The sequence below is a fragment of the Mesorhizobium sp. M00.F.Ca.ET.216.01.1.1 genome (assembly GCF_004010325.2).
Lineage (GTDB): Bacteria > Pseudomonadota > Alphaproteobacteria > Rhizobiales > Rhizobiaceae > Mesorhizobium.
Genome location: NZ_SADR02000007.1, coordinates 223,876 through 239,043, shown reverse-complemented (window position 1 = coordinate 239,043; position 15,168 = coordinate 223,876). Strand labels below are relative to the sequence as shown.

Annotated in this window: 14 protein-coding genes; 8 read left to right on the top strand and 6 right to left on the bottom strand. The window is 62.3% G+C overall.

Annotation, left to right across the window (positions count from 1 at the left end; translation table 11 throughout):
* Window positions 1-100 precede the first annotated feature (100 nt).
* The 4 genes from EN859_RS12240 to rpmG all read left to right on the top strand — a co-directional run bounded on the left by EN859_RS12240 (window position 101) and on the right by rpmG (window position 3,004).
* Window positions 101-841 (top strand): NUDIX domain-containing protein, encoded by a 741-nt coding sequence (locus tag EN859_RS12240; protein WP_127851779.1) that lies wholly within the window; start codon window positions 101-103, stop codon window positions 839-841.
* A 16-nt stretch (window positions 842-857) separates the two neighbouring features.
* Window positions 858-2,033 (top strand): MFS transporter, encoded by a 1,176-nt coding sequence (locus tag EN859_RS12235; protein WP_127851319.1) that lies wholly within the window; start codon window positions 858-860, stop codon window positions 2,031-2,033.
* 161 nt (window positions 2,034-2,194) lie between these two features.
* Complete coding sequence (locus EN859_RS12230) at window positions 2,195-2,650, top strand: hypothetical protein (RefSeq protein ID WP_127851320.1); 456 nt, start codon at window positions 2,195-2,197, stop codon at window positions 2,648-2,650.
* Window positions 2,651-2,836: 186 nt separating this feature from the next.
* The gene (gene rpmG / locus EN859_RS12225; protein ID WP_006201775.1) at window positions 2,837-3,004 is read left to right on the top strand and encodes a 50S ribosomal protein L33; all 168 of its coding nucleotides are present in this window, start codon (window positions 2,837-2,839) and stop codon (window positions 3,002-3,004) included.
* A gap of 393 nt (window positions 3,005-3,397) precedes the next feature.
* On the opposite strand, the gene EN859_RS12215 is transcribed toward rpmG, so the two are convergent.
* Both EN859_RS12215 and EN859_RS12210 read right to left on the bottom strand, forming a co-directional pair.
* Window positions 3,398-4,771: a PleD family two-component system response regulator gene (locus tag EN859_RS12215; protein ID WP_127851321.1), complete on the bottom strand. Its 1,374-nt coding sequence runs from the start codon at window positions 4,769-4,771 to the stop codon at window positions 3,398-3,400.
* 36 nt (window positions 4,772-4,807) lie between these two features.
* The gene (locus tag EN859_RS12210) at window positions 4,808-5,179 is read right to left on the bottom strand and encodes a response regulator (RefSeq protein ID WP_126059060.1); all 372 of its coding nucleotides are present in this window, start codon (window positions 5,177-5,179) and stop codon (window positions 4,808-4,810) included.
* Window positions 5,180-5,402: 223 nt separating this feature from the next.
* Here EN859_RS12210 and EN859_RS12205 point away from each other — a divergent pair, with 223 nt between their 5' ends.
* Both EN859_RS12205 and EN859_RS12200 read left to right on the top strand, forming a co-directional pair.
* On the top strand, window positions 5,403-5,702 hold the full coding sequence (locus EN859_RS12205; protein WP_127851322.1) for a DUF3572 domain-containing protein: 300 nt from the start codon (window positions 5,403-5,405) through the stop codon (window positions 5,700-5,702).
* A complete protein-coding gene (locus tag EN859_RS12200) occupies window positions 5,699-6,352 on the top strand; it encodes a hypothetical protein (RefSeq protein WP_127851323.1) in 654 nt (217 codons plus the stop codon). The genes EN859_RS12205 and EN859_RS12200 overlap by 4 nt, the downstream gene beginning before the upstream one ends.
* A 27-nt stretch (window positions 6,353-6,379) precedes the next feature.
* Here EN859_RS12200 and EN859_RS12195 read toward each other — a convergent pair whose 3' ends face one another.
* On the bottom strand, window positions 6,380-7,885 hold the full coding sequence (locus EN859_RS12195) for a hypothetical protein (protein ID WP_127851324.1): 1,506 nt from the start codon (window positions 7,883-7,885) through the stop codon (window positions 6,380-6,382).
* Between the two features lie 107 nt (window positions 7,886-7,992).
* A complete protein-coding gene (locus EN859_RS12190; RefSeq protein ID WP_127851325.1) occupies window positions 7,993-8,568 on the bottom strand; it encodes a GNAT family N-acetyltransferase in 576 nt (191 codons plus the stop codon).
* A gap of 68 nt (window positions 8,569-8,636) precedes the next feature.
* On the opposite strand from EN859_RS12190, the gene EN859_RS12185 reads away from it, so the two are divergent.
* On the top strand, window positions 8,637-9,965 hold the full coding sequence (locus EN859_RS12185; RefSeq protein WP_127851326.1) for a DNA polymerase IV: 1,329 nt from the start codon (window positions 8,637-8,639) through the stop codon (window positions 9,963-9,965).
* Window positions 9,966-9,975: 10 nt separating this feature from the next.
* Here EN859_RS12185 and EN859_RS12180 read toward each other — a convergent pair whose 3' ends face one another.
* The gene (locus EN859_RS12180; protein ID WP_127851781.1) at window positions 9,976-10,479 is read right to left on the bottom strand and encodes a hypothetical protein; all 504 of its coding nucleotides are present in this window, start codon (window positions 10,477-10,479) and stop codon (window positions 9,976-9,978) included.
* Between the two features lie 181 nt (window positions 10,480-10,660).
* Between EN859_RS12180 and EN859_RS12175 the strand changes: the two genes are divergently transcribed.
* Window positions 10,661-11,542, top strand: a complete 882-nt coding sequence (locus tag EN859_RS12175; protein ID WP_127851327.1) for a DMT family transporter — start codon at window positions 10,661-10,663, stop codon at window positions 11,540-11,542.
* Between the two features lie 22 nt (window positions 11,543-11,564).
* Here the strand turns inward: EN859_RS12175 and dnaE are convergent, their stop codons facing one another.
* Window positions 11,565-15,092 carry a DNA polymerase III subunit alpha gene (gene dnaE, locus EN859_RS12170; RefSeq protein WP_127851328.1) on the bottom strand — a complete coding sequence of 1,176 codons (3,528 nt, stop codon included), beginning with the start codon at window positions 15,090-15,092 and terminating at the stop codon, window positions 11,565-11,567.
* Between the last annotated feature and the right edge of the window lie 76 nt (window positions 15,093-15,168).

The following is a 15,168-nucleotide window of genomic DNA, read 5'->3' as shown; positions in this document are numbered from 1 at the left end:
TGACGGGATTCACGCGGCGCGCTTCAGATCTTTGTTTTCATGCATGTCGTTGTCCCAAGACTGCTACGCACTTTTGGGCAACATGCACTGGGTCGAGCGTATGGACGGGATGACCAAGGCGGAAGTCGACAAGGTTGGGCTGAGCGAGATCCCGCTTCACGCCCGGCCGATACGGCCGCGTGACGCCGCGACACTCATCCTGCTCGACCGCAAGGGCGATGAGGTCCTCGTTTTGATGGGCAGGCGCCACGCCCGTCACGCTTTCATGCCGGGGAAGTTCGTCTTTCCCGGTGGCCGCACCGATCCGGCCGACAGCCGCATTCCCGTTGCCGCCGCGCTGCATCCTGAGGAAGAAGCGAATCTGACAGCAGGCGTTGGCCGCACAAGCCCGGCCCGCGCCCGCGCCATTGCGCTTTCGGCGATCCGCGAGACCTATGAGGAAGCCGGCCTGCTGATCGGCCAGAAAGGCGCCTTCGCGACAACCGGGCACGGCTGGCAGGGCTTTGTCGAGTACGGTGTAAGGCCCTCGCTGGAAGCGCTGCGCTTCATAGCGCGCGCCATCACGCCACCGAACCGGGTGCGCCGTTTCGATACGCGCTTCCTCAGTGCCTGGCGCAGCGATGTCGCCGTGGAACTGCCGGAGAGCGGCCCGACCAACGAGTTGGAGGAGCTGGTCTGGCTACCGCTTGCCAAGGCCAGGCAGGCCGATATTCCTGATATCACCAGAACTATCCTGGAGGAGCTGGAAAGGCGGCTCGCCGACGACCCGCTGCTGCGCCCCGGTGGATCCGTGCCGTTCTATCGGCTTGTCCGCAACCACTTCGTCCGCGAAATTCTATAGGTAATTCAGGCATCTCATGACGGTCGATACCCAGCAACAGGGCGACGAACGCGTACACTGGCTGCCGATGATCGCCGCGATCTCGTCGATCAGCGTTGTCGGCATCGCCATTGGCCTCGGCATGCCGTTGCTCAGCGTCATCCTCGAAACGCGCGGCCACTCAGCCTCGATGATCGGCCTCAACACCGCTGTCGCCGGCATAGCCTCGATTGCTGGCGCGCCGCTTGCCACCCCGCTCGCTATGCGGTTCGGCGTCGCCTGGACGATGCTTGCCATGATCGTCGCAGGGGCGCTGGCCTTTGTCGGCTTCCATTTCGCGCCAGACTTCTGGATGTGGTTTCCGTTGCGCGTCCTGCTGCATATCGCGCTGACGGTTCTGTTCATCCTGTCGGAATTCTGGATCAGCACCTCGGCGCCGCCGCATCGGCGCGGCCTGGTCCTCGGCATCTACGCCACCGTGCTGTCGCTCGGCTTTGCCGCAGGGCCGTGGCTGTTTGCGCATTTGGGCAGCACCGGCTTCCTGCCCTTCGGCGTCACCATAGCGCTGGTGACGCTGGCGGCCATTCCGGTTCTGGCAGCGCGCAACGAGAGCCCGACGATCATTACCGACGGCGAAACTAGCAATTTCCTGCGCTATATCTGGATGGTGCCGACCGCGACCGCCGCGGTGCTGGTGTTCGGTGCGGTCGAGACCGGCGGCTTCGCGCTGTTTCCGGTCTATGGCAACCGCATCGGCTATTCCGAGGCCGATGCAGCGCTTCTGCTCACCATGATCGGCCTTGGCAATGTGCTCTTGCAGATTCCGATCGGCATGATCAGCGATCGTGTCAGTGACCGCCGCCATCTGCTTCTGGCCTGCGCCACCGTCGGGTTTGCCGGCACGGCTTTCATGCCATTGTTCGCGCAGAACTGGCACCTGATGGCCGCGCTGCTGTTCGTATGGGGCGGCGTCGTGGCAGCCATGTATACGATCGGCCTTGCCCATCTCGGCTCGCAGCTTTCCGGCCACGAACTGGCCTCAGCCAACGCCGCCTTCGTGCTCTGCTATGGCGTCGGAATGGTGCTTGGCCCACAGGCGATCGGCATCGGCATGGACGTTTTCGGCCCCTCCGGCTTCGGCTGGTCGCTCGGTCTGTTCTTCGCTGTTTATATCGCGCTGGTCGGCGTCAGGCTCGTCCGAAAAATCCTCTAAGCGCAGTTCGAATCAAACGCCTCAAGGCATGACACTGCTGACATCACCGTGTCAGCAGCACCCGGCTATATAATCCTTCCCTACAGCGCCGCGTGTCCTTTGGGATGCGCAGGACGCCGTAGCACTTTGATTTTTGCGTACCATCAGCAGGGAGACGTCACATGATCGATAGCGGCTTTGAAACCAGGTCCGTGCGGATGGAATTGCTGCTGCTTGTCAGCTTTCAGGCGCCGGTCGTCGACGTCGACCGCATCATGGACGCAGTGGTTGCCATCACCCCGCTCGGCATGGGCAACTATGACAGCAATGCGTTCCAGTCGGCTGGTGGCGTCGAACGTTACAGGCCGCTCGAAAGTGCGGCCGCCGGTGCCGAGACGGTGTTGCGGCAACGGCCAGGCACGGTCGAGGTGTCATTCGAATTGCCCGATGACCAAGGGCTGGCCGCCCGTGTCGTCGAGGCGATCTACCAGGCGCATAGTTATGAGGAACCGGTGATCCGCATTCAGCCGCTGCTCGCCAGCCGCTCCAAGGGCCTCGACGACCGCTCCAACCCGCACCGGTGGTGGAACACGACGGGAGACTGGAAGAGGGCCCCATCGGTCAAGGAACAAGCCTGACCGGGAACATCCGGTCGCCAGTTGGCTCAGATGCTTGCGGCGGCTTTTGAGTATGAGCCGACACCAAAAGCTGCTGGGCTTGACTTTCCGGGCGCGTTCTTTATGTGTCGCGCCAAGTTTCCCGCGTCCGGGTGTTTCCCCGTGCTCCAGCGGCCAAAACTCCACGAACATTAATGGACTGATATCATGGCCAAAGCCGCAAACATCAAGATCAAGCTTCTGTCGACCGCCGACACCGGTTTCTTCTACGTGACCAGCAAGAACAGCCGCACCAAGACGGACAAGCTGTCGTTCCGCAAATATGATCCGGTCGCCAAGAAGCACGTCGAATTCAAGGAAACCAAGATCAAGTAATCCGGTTTCCTGCTTCACTGCCAAAAACGCCGCCCCTGTGGGCGGCGTTTTTGTTTTCAAGGCTCAAAAACCCGAAACTTCCGGGTGCTTTGCATGGGATCCTGATTTGGGAAATTTGGGGGCCGGTCGGCGTTTGGCAGCGGTACGAGGAGGCCACTATGTGCCAGCGCCGGCCGGCCGACCCCACGGACCCAGGAGATGCGGCGGACCTGAGCATCATGGGGTATTTTTCGGATCGATCCGGCAGTCTACCCTCGTGCCGGTGTCGTCTTGGTCTGTGCAGCACATTTGCGCAAGAGCTTATGAAAATCAACAGTTTCTTAACCAAGCCTCGCGAATCGCTTGGATTAAGGTAAATTCCTAACCCTGTTGACTGGACAATTGACGGTGGGGCTACGCGGCCTTGGCGACGACGCGGTTGCGGCCGCCGCTCTTGGCTTCGTAGAGCGCAAGGTCGGCGCGCTTCATCAGCGCTGCCACCGTATCCGCTCCCTTCAGCACCGACGACACGCCGACGCTGACGGTGACTTCGATCGCCTTGCCCTCATGGCCGATGGCAAAAGGCGTCTGGGCGATTTCAGCGCGAATGCGTTCGGCGACCTTTTCGGCGACAGCGCCGTCGGTATCCGGCATCACCACGACGAACTCCTCGCCGCCGAAGCGGCAGGCAAGGTCGATGCCGCGCACATTCTTGCGCAGCCGCCGCGCGAATTCGCGCAGGACGTCGTCGCCGCCGTCATGGCCATGCGTGTCGTTGATGGTCTTGAAGCGATCGAGGTCAGTGATCATCAACGAGAGCGGCCGCCGCCGCGCCACGGCGCGATCGAACAGCGTCTGCAGGTGGCTGTCGAGGTAGCGGCGGTTGTGCAGCCCGGTCAGCCCGTCGGTAACCGCCATTTCGATGGTCTGGGCGACGCTGGCGCGGAGTTGGTCGTTGTAGCGCTTGCGGCGCACCTGAGTGCGCAGCCGCGCCGTCAGTTCCTGTTGGTCGATCGGCCGCATCAGATAATCGTTGATGCCGAGTTCGAGGCCACGGATGATGCGTCCCTCTTCCCCTTCCTCCGCCAGCAGGATGATCGGCAGGAAGCGCGTGCGATCGAGCGAGCGCAACTGCGAGCAGAGTCGCAGCGGATCGAAATCGGTGAAGGCGGTCGAGATCATCACGCACTCATAGGGCGTCTCGGCGGCCTGGAAGAACCCAGCATGCGGATCGGCGGCGATGTCCAGGTCCACCCCGCCGCGCAGCATCTTCTGGATGCGCTCGAAGGAGGATTTGCGCTCGTCGATCAAAAGAACTTTCGGCATGGCGTCTTCGGAAGCGAAGCTGCGGCTCAAAAGCTCCTCTATGCCGATGTTGCGGGTGGTCGAGGCGCGTAGGCGCAATTCGTCGGTCAGCGACTTCAGCCTGACCAGGCTTTTGACGCGCGTCATCAGCTGCAGATCATTGACCGGCTTGGTCAGGAAATCGTCGGCGCCGGCCTCGAGACCCCGCACACGGTCCGAAACCTGGTCGAGCGCGGTGATCATGACGACCGGGATATGTGACGTCGCCGGGTCGCTCTTCAGTCGCTTGCAAACCTCGAACCCGTCCATGTCGGGCATCATTACGTCGAGCAGCACGACATCGACCTTGCCGTTTTCGCAGGTCTCGATGGCGTCCAGCCCGTTCGAGGCGGTCAGCACTTCGAAATATTCGGCGAGCAGCCGGACCTCGAGCAGCCTCACATTGGCAGGGATGTCGTCGACGACGAGGATCCGCGCGGTCATCTCACAAGGCTCCGGCTCGGCAGGTGGAGGTATACATCAGGCATCGCCCAGGTAGGATTTGATGGTTTCGATGAAGCGCGGCACCGAGATCGGCTTGGAAATATACGCCTCGCAACCGCCTTGGCGGATGCGTTCCTCGTCGCCCTTCATGGCGAAGGCGGTGACGGCAATGACCGGAATGGAGTGGAGGTCATCGTCCTCTTTCAGCCATTTGGTCACTTCCAGGCCCGATACTTCGGGCAGTTGGATATCCATCAAAATAAGATCCGGCCGGTGCTGGCGCGCCAGATCCAGCGCTTCCAGGCCGTTGCGCGTGCGTACCGTGTCGTATCCACTCGCTTCGATGAGGTCCCGAAAGAGCTTCATATTGAGCTCGTTGTCCTCGACGATCATGACCTTCTTAGGCATCGATTTCCCGTCCCGACGGCCTTCTGTCTCAAGACAGCCGTCATGCGTCCTTGCCGGATCGCACCCAACCCAAATCCACTTTACGCCAATATGATTGACGAAACGGAAACCGGCGGCCGGAAAAGCTGTTCGGATTCCACCTCTGAGAGGGTGATGGCTTGCCGCAAGCGACGCTTGCGCTTACTTGCGGAACAGAGACTCAATCCGCAACCAAAAGGTAACGATGGCAAACGCAGCGTCAATGCGCGAGGAGGCCGAAACCATTGCTGTGAAGGCATTGGGCTTCGTCGCCGCCGACCCGGAACTTCTGCCGCGCTTCCTGGCGATCACAGGCATCGAAGCGCATTCCGTCAGGCGAGCGGCAAGCGAGCCGGGTTTCCTGGCCGGCGTGCTGCAGTTCATTCTCGCCCATGAGCCGACCTTGTTGCGCTTCGCCGAGGAAACCGGCACGCCGCCGGCCTCAGTCGGCAAGGCCTTGCGAGCGCTTCCGCTCGGCGACGACAATCATGAGCATTCGATATGAGCGATGATCCGGAAACAGCGCGGCAGATAGAGGAGCTTGCCTCCGACGATCGGCCGCTGCTGGTGCTCGACGTCGACGATGTCGTGCTCGAATTCATCCGGCCGTTCCCGCGCTTTCTTCTCTCACGCGGCTTCGGCCTGACGCTGGCCTCCTTTCGCCTCACCGGCAACATTGCCGAACAGGCAAGCGGACGATTGGTCGAACAGGCGGAGGTCACGGCACTTTTGGACGCGTTTTTTCAAGCCCAGGCCGACTGGCAGGGCATCACCGATGGCGCCGCGGAGGCGCTGGCGGCGCTCGGTGATCGCGCCGAGATTGTCATGCTGACAGCTATGCCGCACAAACATCGCGCGGTCCGCCGCGCCCATCTTGACGCTCTCGGACTGAACTATCCGCTTTTGACCACCGAAATGGCCAAAGGCCCGGCGGTGGCGAAGCTGCGCGGCAACAAGGGCCGCCCGGTGGCCTTCGTCGACGACCAGCCGTCCAATCTTGTATCGGCGCGCAATGCCGTTGCCGACGTGCATCTGTTCAATCTGATGGCCGACAATTCGCTGCGCACATTCCTGCCGCCCGCGTCCGACGACATCGTTGTCGTCGAGGATTGGCATGAAGCCGCGCCAAAGATCGCGGCGACGCTCGGACTGTAAAGCCCGGGCGATGAGAGGATTGGGGCCTTAAGGGGTCTGGTCCGTCTCTCCTCCGCTGTCGTCCTCGTCGTCGCTGTCATTCGCTGCCGGATCGGCCGGCTTCAGCATGGCGCCGTTGACCATGACCGATCCGTCGGCCTTGGCGTTGATGGCCCATTCCAACCGGCCGTCCGGCAGCGTCTTGCCAAATCCTTTGACGGCCAGCGCAACCGGGAAATACTGCGCGGCTTCCGGGTCCGACTTGGCCGCTGCCTGCAAGCTCTCCACGATCTTGTCGTAACCTGCGACATCGACCGTCACATTTGCCTCGGGCTTCATGCCGGGGAACGTCATCTCGCCTTCCAGCGCGATCTCCATATTGCTGTTCTTCACCGTGCTGTGGCCGATGACCACCTTCGGCGTACCGGCCATGAAATCGGCGGTGATTGTGTCGGCGAAGTCATCCGGCAGCGCCGGATTCTTATTGAGATCAAAGGTTTCGATCGCCTTTTTCGCCGTGCTGTCGAGGTTGATGTTGGCACCGCCGAAACTCAGATCGACATCAGTTGGCAGCAGCGCCGTGCCCCAGGCGGGCACAAGCTGCTGAGGGATCGTCAATCCAGTGGCCTTGATCGTATAGTTGATCGTTCCGTTCTGGGCGATGCCGGTGGTTCCGAAGCTGGTTCCCAGTTCCGCCGCACCGAAATGCCCGACCGGGCTTTCGACAGTGAAATCCTTGAACCCATAGGTTCCATCGATCCGCTCCCACAGCGGCAGCGCAGCGAGCAACAGCGATTTGAGCTCTGCCTGGTTGGACTTCAGCCTGGCCTCGTTTTCATTGGCCACAGCAAATGCCAGAAGATCGAGAAACGGCTTTGTCCGCATTCCCTTGCCGGTCGCATTCACCGACAGCTCTGGCGATTTGACCGTGAGCGGGAATTTCAACCCGCTGTTGGGATCGTCAAAGTCGATCGCTTCGACAAAATCGGCCATGGTCTGGGCCAGGGTGAAGTCGACGCCGCCATTCGCGGCCCTGGTCGCGTTGAAGGCGGCAGCACCGGCACCCGTGCTCATTTCCACGCGTTGCGTGGGATCCCGGGAAGTCATGGTCATGCCGGTCATCGAGTTCGTAGCACTGGCGAAAGCCGCCAGTTCAGGATCGTAGACACCGGTGAACTTACCGCCTGCGATCGAGAACTGCGTGCTCTGTGGCCCCTGCGATCCCTCAACCTCGAAGGAAGCGCTTGTCGACAGATCCGCTGAGACGTCCCAACTCCCGTCACTGCGAGGTTTGGCCATCAAGGCATAGGGCGCAAAATCGAATTTCAGGAAATTCTGCTTCGGCAGCATTGCGGCAAGCGCTTTGAAGTCGACGACGATCTTGTAAGCGTCACCTTCCACCGAAACCTTCAGCACACCCTTGTCGATCGCCTGGTTGCCAACATAGCGGGACAGATTTTCGGAGAGCTGCTTGGCGCCCTCGCCATCGACGGTCTGGCCAAAGGCAGGCGCGCTGAGCGCGAGAGCAAATACGGCTGGCAGAACACGGTTCACGCTAAACTCTCCTTTTGAGCTTGGGGAAGCGAAATTTGAGCCTTTTCGCAGGAAATTGCCACCGTAACCGCAAGGCGAGACGAATGAAGGCCAAGCGGCGAAACTGTTTAAAGCACCAGCCGCATCAGCGGCCGGCCTGGCTTGCGTTCCAGAAGCCGCTCGAAGCCGGCCTTCTCGAAGACCCGCGACGAACCGACGAACAAGCCAATCGACCGCGAATCTTTCGACAGGTCCATCGGGCAGGCCTCGACCAGCCGCGCGCGGTTCTGCCGCGCAAACTCGATGCCGCCCTCGACCAGGCGATGGGTGATGCCCCTGCCACGCGCCTTGACGCGGATGAAGAAGCAGGAGATCGCCCAGACGCCGGGGTCCGTAGCGTCAGCCGGATCGGCCGGCGCGGAACCCCTGCCCTGATTGTTCCACTCGGGTATGTCGGCGCGCGGGCCGATCTGCATCCAGCCGACCGCCATGCCGTCCTCGAACGCCAGCAGTCCGGGCGGCGGTCCAGCCTCGATTCGCGCCTTGATAAGATCCTTGTTGCGTTGCCGGTCGTTCTCGCGGCGCACCGCCGGCGGCAACCGGAAATGTGTGCACCAGCAGCCGTAACAGGCACCCTGCTTGCCGAAAAGATCTTCGAAATCCGCCCAAAGCTCGGGCGCCAGTGGCGCTATGGTCGTGCTCATGAACTCTCTCCCGGCCTGCTGCCTTGCCGCGGCATCGGTCCTGACGTACCATTGCATTTGTTCTCTTTATGTTCGCAGCGATGGCGGCTCCTGTCAATAATCCCGATCATGGTTTTTGTCGCGACTGCCTGACCTTCCAGCGCGGTGAGGCGCGCCGCTGCGAACGATGCGGCAGCCCGCGGCTCGCCCGCCATGCGGAACTCTACCGGCTGCACCTTGCCCATATCGACTGCGATGCGTTCTATGCGGCCATCGAAAAGCGCGACAATCCCGCGCTGAAGGAGCGGCCGGTGATCATCGGCGGCGGCAAGCGCGGCGTCGTCTCCACCGCCTGCTATATCGCCCGCATCCACGGCGTGCGCTCGGCGATGCCGATGTTCAAGGCGCTCGAAGCCTGTCCGGAAGCGGTGGTCATCCCACCGGACATGGAAAAATACGTCCGCGTCGGCCGTGAGGTGCGCGCCCTGATGCAGGCACTTACGCCGCTGGTCGAGCCGCTCTCCATCGACGAGGCCTTTCTCGACCTTTCCGGCACCGAGCGCCTGCATGGCATGCCGCCTGCGGTGGTGCTGGCGCGCTTTGCGCTGACCGTCGAAAAGGAGATCGGCATCACCGTTTCGGCGGGCCTCTCCTACTGCAAGTTCCTGGCCAAGGTGGCGTCCGACTTCCGCAAGCCGCGCGGCTTTTCGGTGATCGGCGAGGCCGAGGCGGTCGGCTTTCTGGCCGAGCAGCCGGTGACGCTGATCTGGGGCGTTGGAAAAGTCTTCGCCGCCACCCTGGAACGTGACGGCATCCGCACCGTCGGCCAGTTGCAACGCATGGAGCGCGGCGACCTGATGCGCCGTTACGGCGTCATGGGCGACCGGCTCTACCACCTTTCGCGCGGCGAGGACGACCGCCGTGTCCATCCGGACCAGGACGCAAAAAGCGTCTCGGCGGAGACCACCTTCGATGTCGATATCGCTGCCATGGTCGAGTTGGTTCCGGTGCTCAGGGCGCTGTCGGAAAAGGTCTCGGCGCGGCTGAAGAAATCCGCGATTGCCGGGCGCACCGTGGTGCTGAAGCTGAAGACCCAGGACTTCAAGACCCGCACGCGCAACCGCCAACTCGGCGACCCGACCAGGCTGGCCGACCGCATCTTCCAGACCGGGCTCGAACTGCTACGCAAGGAGGCTGACGGAACGAAATTCCGGCTGCTCGGCATCGGCGTCAGCGATCTTTCGGACGACGAAAAGGCCGACCCGCCCGATCTCGTCGATATCCGGTCGCGCAAGCGCGCCATGGCCGAAGGCGCCATCGACACGCTGCGCGACAAGTTCGGCCGCAAGGCTGTGGAAACAGGCTACACTTTCGGCAAAGGCCGCAACGCCAACCCACCCGAGCCGATCGAAGACTGAAACGACACCGTCAGCTACGGCGCAAATCGATCCTGCTTGTCATCACGCTCTTGCCGGTCTTCGGATCGATGTCGGTAACCGTGAGCCGCATGCCGTTGTCGCCGGTTTTCTCGAGCCTCATCTGCGCCTTGCGATCGCCGTTGACTTCCTTCGCCCAACGGATGCCGAGATTGATCGCGTTGCCCGAGCGGCGGCCGGCGAGTTGTGCGGGCCCGGTGCGGGACCCGACATAGGTGCCGGTGTACTTCGTTCCACTGGACTTCAGATCCGCGCTAATAGCACGCGTCACCACGATAAGGCCGCGGCAGGTGCCGTCCAGGGACAATGAGGTCGAGGTCGCGTCGGAATTGAAGTTACAGGAGACATTCACCGCCGGTGCATCTGTGTTTACCTTGACAGTGCCCTTGCCAGCGAAATTGCCTTGGAACGAGCTGAGGAAATTGGCCTCGTCGGCATGAGCGCCCGCCGCAGCCATCAGGCAGCCGGCGAGCACAAATCGCGCTAATGATTTCATCGAAACTCTCCCCGCTGATATCGGAAACACAACGCTTCTACGAAGCGGGCGATACCGAGAATCAACGCCCGCCCCTGCGGCAGGTTCCGCCTTCAACATGACTGTTTTTTAACGCCGCTGGCCCAGTCGAATGCGTCGGCTAGCGATTGCGGTCGAAGTCGCGGCTTGCGACATAGCGCGCATGGCACCTGCTCCCTCAATCCCCAAGGCCGCGTTCTGGATGGCGCTGTCGATCGCGTCGTTCCTGGCGATGTCGGTCGCCGGCCGCGCCACGACAGCCGAGCTCAACGTCTTCCAGGTGCTGGAGCTGCGCTCAGTGATCGGCTTTTTTATCCTTCTGCCGCTGGTTATGATGAGCGGCGGCTTTGCGGCAATGCGTACCGAGCGTCCGCTGGCTCATGTCGCCCGCAACGTGGTCCACTATGGCGGCCAGGCGGCGTGGCTCTACGCGCTGACGCTGATCCCGCTTGCCGTGCTGATCTCCATCGAATTCACGACGCCGATCTGGACGGCCATCCTGGCGGTCGGTTTCCTTGGCGAAAGGCTCTCCCGGCCGAAGCTCGCAGCGATCGTGCTGGGGTTGATCGGCGTGGTGATCATCGTGCGTCCAGGTATCGGCTCGGTCGATCCAGGCCATGTTGTGGTGCTGGGTGCCGCAGTCTGCTTCGGCATCTCGGTGGTCCTGGTCAAGTCGCTGACACGGACCGACAGCGTCGTGCGCATCATCTTCTGGATGCTCATCATCCAGTCGGTGCTCGGCCTCATCCCGGCGCTGTATGAATGGCGCAACCCACCCCTCGAACTGTGGCCGTGGATCATGCTGATCGCCTTCACCGGCATGTCGTCGCATTTCTGCATGGCCCGCGCGCTCGCCTATGCCGACGCGACCGTCATCTCGCCGATGGATTTCTTGCGCGTCCCGCTGTCGGCGCTGATCGGTTGGCTGCTCTACAACGAGCAGATCGACGCCTTCACTGCCGGCGGCGCCTTGCTGATCCTGATGGGCAATTTGCTCAATCTGCAGCGGAAAGCGCCGCGTCCGGCGGAGATCGCGGCGTCGTAGTCAGGCAAAGTCGAGCTGGCGGCTATACCAGCTCCACTTCCACGACGCCCGGCACCGCGCGCATGGCCGACGCGATCTGCGGCGAGACGCGGTAGCGGTTGGGCAGTTCGATCTCGACCTCGCCCTGTGCTTCATCCTTGATGATGATTATGCTCACCTGACTTTCACCACGCTGGGTAAGCTGCGATTGGATCGCCGATGCGGGTCGGTCATTTCTGACAAAGATGCGCAGGGCCTTCTGGATCCGGCTTGCCTCGTCCTCCAGCGACTGCACGGTCTGGATGCGCAGGTTGACGCCTTCGGGCCTGTCCTCCGCCGAAACGGTGATCACCACCGAGCGGCCGGGCTCCAGCAGGTCGCGATACTGCGCCAGCCCTTCGGAAAACAGCACCGCCTCATACTGGCCCGACGTGTCGGAAAACTGCACGACGCCCATCTTGTTGCCGGTGCGCGTCTTGCGCTCCTGCTTGGTGGTGACGGTACCGGCAAGCCGCCCGGCGGCAGCACCGCGTTTGACGGCGGCCGAGAACTCGGCCCAGTTCTGCACCCGCATCTTCTGCAACGCCGCCTTGTACTCGTCGAGCGGATGGGCGGAGAGATAGAAGCCAACCACCTGGAATTCGCGGTGCAGGCGGTCGGCGGCAAGCCACGGCTCGGTCACCGGCAGATTGAGCGCCTGCGATTGCGCCCCGAGCGAGGCGCCGAAGATGTCGTGCTGGCCCGACATTGCATTCTGCTGTGCCAGCGACGCCAGCCCCATCATCCGTTCGACGCCCGCCATCATAGCGGCGCGGTCATGGCCGAAGCAGTCCAGCGCGCCGGCCATGATCAGGCTTTCGAAGACGCGCTTGCCGACGATCTTCGGATCGACCCTTTCGCAGAAATCGGCGAGGCTCTTGAACGGCTTTTCGCCGCGCATGGCGACAATGTGCTCGACAGCCGCGTCGCCCACCCCCTTCAACGCCGCCAGCGAATAGAAGATCTTGTTCTCGCCGACCTCGAAGGCGCGAAAACTTGTCATCACCGATGGCGCCACGACCTCAATGCCGAGGCGCAGTGCATCCTGGCGGAAATCGGCGAGCTTGTCGGTGTTGCCCATGTCGAGCGTCATCGACGCCGCCAGGAATTCGACCGGGTAATGCGCCTTCAGATAGGCTGTCTGATAAGAGACGACGGCGTAGGCGGCGGCGTGCGATTTGTTGAAACCATAGTCGGCGAACTTTGCCAGCAAGTCGAAAATGAAGTCGGCTTGCGGTTTGCCGACGCCGCGCTCGACCGCGCCCGAGACGAAGCGCTCGCGCTGCTTGTCCATCTCGGCGCGGATCTTCTTGCCCATGGCGCGGCGCAGAAGGTCGGCTTCGCCGAGCGAATAGCCGGCAAGCTCCTGCGCGATCTGCATGACCTGCTCTTGGTAGACGATGACGCCTTGCGTCTCCTTCACCAGGTGGTCGATCTTGGGGTGGATCGACGCCATCTCCTCTTCGCCATGCTTTCTGGCATTGTAGGTCGGGATGTTCTCCATCGGTCCCGGCCGGTAGAGCGCCACCAGCGCGATGATGTCCTCGATGCAGTCGGGCCGCATGCCGATCAGCGCCTTGCGCATGCCCGCACTTTCCACCTGGAACACGCCGACCACCTCGCCGCGCGACAGCATGGTGTAGGTATCGGGATCATCGAGCGGAATGTGGGCGAGATCGATCTCGACGCCGCGACGTCGGATCAGCTTGACCGCGGTCTCCAGCACCGTCAGCGTCTTCAGGCCGAGAAAGTCGAACTTCACCAGCCCGGCCTGCTCGACATATTTCATGTTGAACTGGGTAACCGGCATGTCCGAGCGCGGATCGCGGTACATCGGCACCAGTTCCGACAGCGGCCGATCGCCGATAACGATGCCGGCGGCGTGCGTCGAGGCATGGCGATAGAGCCCTTCAAGCTTCTGCGCCATGTCGAGCAGCGTCTGGACGATCGGCTCCTTTTCGGCCTCTTCGGCAAAGCGCGGCTCGTTGGCGATGGCGTCGGCAAGCTTGACCGGATTAGCCGGGTTCTGCGGCACCATCTTACTCAACTTGTCGACCTGGCCATAGGGCATCTGCAGCACGCGGCCGACGTCGCGCAGCACGGCGCGGGCCTGCAGCGTACCGAAGGTGATGATCTGGCCGACCTGGTCGCGGCCGTATTTCTGCTGGACGTAGCGGATGACCTCCTCGCGCCGGTCCTGGCAGAAGTCGATATCGAAGTCGGGCATCGACACGCGGTCGGGATTGAGGAATCGCTCGAACAGCAGCGAGAAGCGCAACGGGTCGATATCGGTGATGGTCGTAGCATAGGCGACGAGCGAACCGGCGCCCGAACCGCGGCCCGGCCCGACCGGAATGCCTTGCGCCTTGGCCCATTTGATGAAGTCGGCAACGATCAGGAAATAACCCGGATATTTCATCTTCTCGATGACGCCGAGCTCGAAATCTAGCCTTTCGCGATATTGTTCGACCGTGTAGCCGGGGGTCGGGCCGTGCGCGGCCAGCCGCGCCTCCAGCCCCTCATGCGCCTGCCTGGCAAGCTCCTGCGCCTCCGCCCGCACCGCCGCATCGGCGTCGGCGACATCGCCACCGGCAAAGCGCGGCAGGATCGGGTTGCGGGTCTTCGGATAATAGGCGCAGCGCAGTGCGATCTCGACGGTGTTGTCGATCGCTTCTGGAAGGTCGGCAAACAGCCTCGCCATGTCGGCCTGGCTTCTCAGAAAATTGTCGGGCGACAGGCGGCGGCGATTGTCGGCGGCGACGACAGAACCCTCGGCGATGGCGATCAGCGCGTCATGCGCATCATAGTCGTCGCGCGAGGAGAAAAATGCCTCGTTGGTTGCGACCAGCGGCAATTCATGGCTGTAGGCGAGATCGACCGACGACTTCTCGACGATACGGTCATAGCCGGAAACCCGCTCCAGCTCGACATAGAGCCGGTCGCCGAACAGCGCCTTGAGCGCCAGCAGCCGCGCCTCGGCGAGATCACGGCGGTCCTCCTTCAAGGCGCTGCCGACCGGGCCGCGCGGCCCGCCGGTGAGGCAGATCAGGCCGCTGGAATGGCCCTCCAGCATAGCGGTCGTCAGATGCACGGCCTCGCCGGGCGGCGTTTCGAGATAGATCCGGCTGACCAGCTTCACCAAATTGCTGTAGCCAACCTCGGTCGCCGCAATCAGCACGACGGCGCGCATCTCCGGCCCCTGGCGGCGGCGGTCGCGCTGGGCGTCGCTTGCCTCGCCGGAAAAGGCGAGATCGATCTGGCAGCCGATGATCGGCTGAATGCCGTCCTTCACCGCCTTCTGGGCAAATTCGAGCGCGCCGAACAGATTGTTGGTGTCGGTTACGGCGATCGCCGGACTTTCGTCCTTGACCGCATGGGCAACGATCGTGCCGATCTGCAAGGCACCTTCGAGCAGCGAATAGGCCGAATGCACGCGCAGATGGATGAACGGCCGCTCCGGGGCCTCCGCCCTCGTTGCCCTCGCATAGGCCTCACGCAGCAACGGGTCGCGTGGAAGTCTCTCATCCGCCATGGTTTTTGCGCCGCTTGAAAGGACTCAATTCGATGAAGATGTATTGTCCGGCACCGGACGATGCGAGTCCAGCAAT

Excerpts from the sequence above, each read along its gene's own strand:
- EN859_RS12190 (WP_127851325.1), bottom strand. The coding sequence starts at position 8,568 with ATGAGCACGACCATAGCGCCACTGGCGCCCGAGCTTTGGGCGGATTTC.
- EN859_RS12240 (WP_127851779.1), top strand. The coding sequence starts at position 101 with ATGGACGGGATGACCAAGGCGGAAGTCGACAAGGTTGGGCTGAGCGAG.
- EN859_RS12230 (WP_127851320.1), top strand. The coding sequence starts at position 2,195 with ATGATCGATAGCGGCTTTGAAACCAGGTCCGTGCGGATGGAATTGCTG.
- EN859_RS12210 (WP_126059060.1), bottom strand. The coding sequence starts at position 5,179 with ATGCCTAAGAAGGTCATGATCGTCGAGGACAACGAGCTCAATATGAAG.
- EN859_RS12185 (WP_127851326.1), top strand. The coding sequence starts at position 8,637 with ATGTTCGCAGCGATGGCGGCTCCTGTCAATAATCCCGATCATGGTTTT.
- EN859_RS12215 (WP_127851321.1), bottom strand. The coding sequence starts at position 4,771 with ATGACCGCGCGGATCCTCGTCGTCGACGACATCCCTGCCAATGTGAGG.
- EN859_RS12205 (WP_127851322.1), top strand. The coding sequence starts at position 5,403 with ATGGCAAACGCAGCGTCAATGCGCGAGGAGGCCGAAACCATTGCTGTG.
- EN859_RS12200 (WP_127851323.1), top strand. The coding sequence starts at position 5,699 with ATGAGCGATGATCCGGAAACAGCGCGGCAGATAGAGGAGCTTGCCTCC.
- dnaE (WP_127851328.1), bottom strand. The coding sequence starts at position 15,092 with ATGGCGGATGAGAGACTTCCACGCGACCCGTTGCTGCGTGAGGCCTAT.
- EN859_RS12235 (WP_127851319.1), top strand. The coding sequence starts at position 858 with ATGACGGTCGATACCCAGCAACAGGGCGACGAACGCGTACACTGGCTG.
- rpmG (WP_006201775.1), top strand. The coding sequence starts at position 2,837 with ATGGCCAAAGCCGCAAACATCAAGATCAAGCTTCTGTCGACCGCCGAC.
- EN859_RS12180 (WP_127851781.1), bottom strand. The coding sequence starts at position 10,479 with ATGAAATCATTAGCGCGATTTGTGCTCGCCGGCTGCCTGATGGCTGCG.
- EN859_RS12175 (WP_127851327.1), top strand. The coding sequence starts at position 10,661 with ATGGCACCTGCTCCCTCAATCCCCAAGGCCGCGTTCTGGATGGCGCTG.